Origin of the sequence: Neptunomonas sp., assembly GCF_016744175.1 — a bacterium.
Lineage (GTDB): Bacteria > Pseudomonadota > Gammaproteobacteria > Pseudomonadales > Balneatricaceae > Neptunomonas.
Genome location: NZ_JADGEV010000097.1, coordinates 1 through 2176, shown reverse-complemented (window position 1 = coordinate 2176; position 2176 = coordinate 1). Strand labels below are relative to the sequence as shown.

The window sequence follows — 2176 nt, the reverse complement described above, 5'->3', positions numbered from 1 at the left end:
AAACCTATGGATATCGATCTGCGTTGGGCGGGTGCTTTATTGTATTTGAATGGCCAAATTGAAGAGACAGGTATTGCGGCTGGCGTATTGGGCCACCCTGCGAATGGTATCTGTTGGGTATGTAAACGCTTCGCCCCACATGGCGTGGCACTGGAGCCTGGTCAGGTTGTATTGGCAGGTTCTTTTACTCGCCCGATCCCCGTAAAAGCAGGAGATACGATTCATGCAGATTACGGTCCATTGGGCGGTATCTCAGTGAATTTCGTTTAAAGCAGTAGTGCACTGATTGGCCAACATAGATAGAGATGAGCGCGATGAAGCTTCCAGTAAATAAATTTAAGAAAGCAATACAGGGTGATCAAACGCAGTGGGGCTTGTGGTTGGGTCTGCCGGATGCATCGTGTGCAGAGATAGTGGCAGGCTCTGGCTTTGATTGGTTGCTGATCGACAGTGAGCATGCACCTTTTGAGCTGGATTCAATCATGCGTCACCTTCAAGCGATCGCGCCTTATGGTGTGCCGGCCATTGTTCGTCCTGAAGAGGGCCGTACAGCGTTACTAAAACGGCTGTTGGATATCGGTGCGCAAACGTTACTTATTCCTATGTGTGATACCGCTGAACAAGCCAAAGAGTTGGTTAAAGCAGTGAAATATCCGCCACAAGGTATTCGTGGTTTAGGGAGTTCTTTAGCGCGGGCAGCTAACTGGAACCGTGTTCCCGGCTACCTTCAAAAAGCCAATGATGAGATCTGCCTCATTGTTCAGGTAGAAACCGTCACCGCGATGAAAAACTTGAAAGAGATTGCTGCGGTTGAGGGTGTCGATGCCGTTTTTATCGGGCCTTCTGATCTATCAGCTTCAATGGGGCATATCGGCAACCCTGATCATCCAGAAGTGGTTGCCGCTATCGAGCATTGTTTACAGATTATCAATGATGCAGGCAAAGCGGGTGGTCTGTTGTGTATCAATCCAGCCAAAGCTCATCACTATGTAGAGAAGGGCGCTAAATTTGTTGGCATTGGAGTGGATACCCTGTTGCTAGGTAATGCTGCAAAGCAGTTAGCTGAAAGCGTTAAGACGGGCGCTTATTCTGAGGCTTCTTCTGAGGATAGTCCGCCAGCTAATAATCAATCTAGCGGTTACTAACAGTATTTTACAGATTATTTTTATAGGTTTTAAATCATGACAAACAATCCAATCGTTAAAGGTAAGTTGGTGTGTGTTGCACTGAACGATGCGAGTCAGTTCGAAGCGATGCAGGCTGAATTTAATGAAGCACCTTATAAGAGTGCGCCAACGCAACCCGTACTGTACTTTAAGCCTCACAACACTTGGAGCACAGAAGGCGCGACTGTCGAATGGGCAGTAAACGAAGGTGAAGCCGTTGACAGCATGGTTGTAGGTGCATCGTTGGCGGTTGTTTTTGGTGAAGAATGTTGCCGCGTAAACCAAGAAGAAGCGCTGAACTATATAAGCGGTTACTCTCTTGTTCATGACTTCTCCTTGCCAGAGCTTACGTACTATCGCCCAGATATTAAAGGTAAATGTCTTGATGGCAGTGCTCCGATTGGCTCTGTTGTTGTGCCAGCATCTTATGTGGGTAACCCACAAATCCTGACGGTTGTAACTCAAGTTAATGGCGAGACTGTTAGTGAAATGCCTGTATCTAAGATGGTACGCAGTGTTGCAGAACTTATCTCTACTATCTCTTACATCATGACGTTGCAACCGGGCGATGTGATCGCTGTTGGCTTTCCGGGCCAGCGTGCGCCAATCAAACAAGGCGACAAAGTAAGCTCTGCGATTGCAGGTGTGATCGAATTAAATAACGTTGCCGGCCGAGCTTAAAGGGAGAGAACGATGAAACACGCACGCGTACTATTTACCGGTGCAGGGCCGCTTAACGGCCAAGAACTAGACATAACAATAGAAGACTCTTTTGCAACGACGGTCCAGCTCAAATCTAAAGCTGATGGTCAGTTGATCAACGAAGTAGATGTGACATGGTTAAGCCCAATCAAAGAACCCGGGACTATTTTTGCGTTAGGTTTGAACTATGCCGATCACGCTCGTGAGTTGGCATTTGAGCCACCAAAAGAGCCGCTAGTATTCCTTAAAGGCGCTAACACGCTGACAGGGCATAAGCAGAACGCTTATCGTCCCGATAATATTAAATT

At 47.2% G+C, this 2176-nt stretch carries 3 protein-coding genes and 1 pseudogene; all 4 read left to right on the top strand.

The features are described from left to right. Nucleotides 1–270: pseudogene (locus tag QZZ55_RS19975) on the top strand (2-oxo-hepta-3-ene-1,7-dioic acid hydratase); the annotation flags it as partial. 44 nt (nucleotides 271–314) lie between these two features. Then, complete coding sequence (gene hpaI / locus QZZ55_RS19970) at nucleotides 315–1145, top strand: 4-hydroxy-2-oxoheptanedioate aldolase (protein WP_293269179.1); 831 nt, start codon at nucleotides 315–317, stop codon at nucleotides 1143–1145. Nucleotides 1146–1181: 36 nt separating this feature from the next. Next, the gene (locus QZZ55_RS19965; RefSeq protein ID WP_293269178.1) at nucleotides 1182–1847 is read left to right on the top strand and encodes a fumarylacetoacetate hydrolase family protein; all 666 of its coding nucleotides are present in this window, start codon (nucleotides 1182–1184) and stop codon (nucleotides 1845–1847) included. A 12-nt stretch (nucleotides 1848–1859) separates the two neighbouring features. Further along, nucleotides 1860–2176, top strand: a 317-nt coding sequence (locus QZZ55_RS19960) for a fumarylacetoacetate hydrolase family protein (RefSeq protein ID WP_366512362.1), incomplete at its 3' end; no start/stop codon positions are given.

Coding starts and splice junctions, on each gene's coding strand:
- QZZ55_RS19965 (WP_293269178.1), top strand. CDS start 1,182: ATGACAAACAATCCAATCGTTAAAGGTAAGTTGGTGTGTGTTGCACTG.
- hpaI (WP_293269179.1), top strand. CDS start 315: ATGAAGCTTCCAGTAAATAAATTTAAGAAAGCAATACAGGGTGATCAA.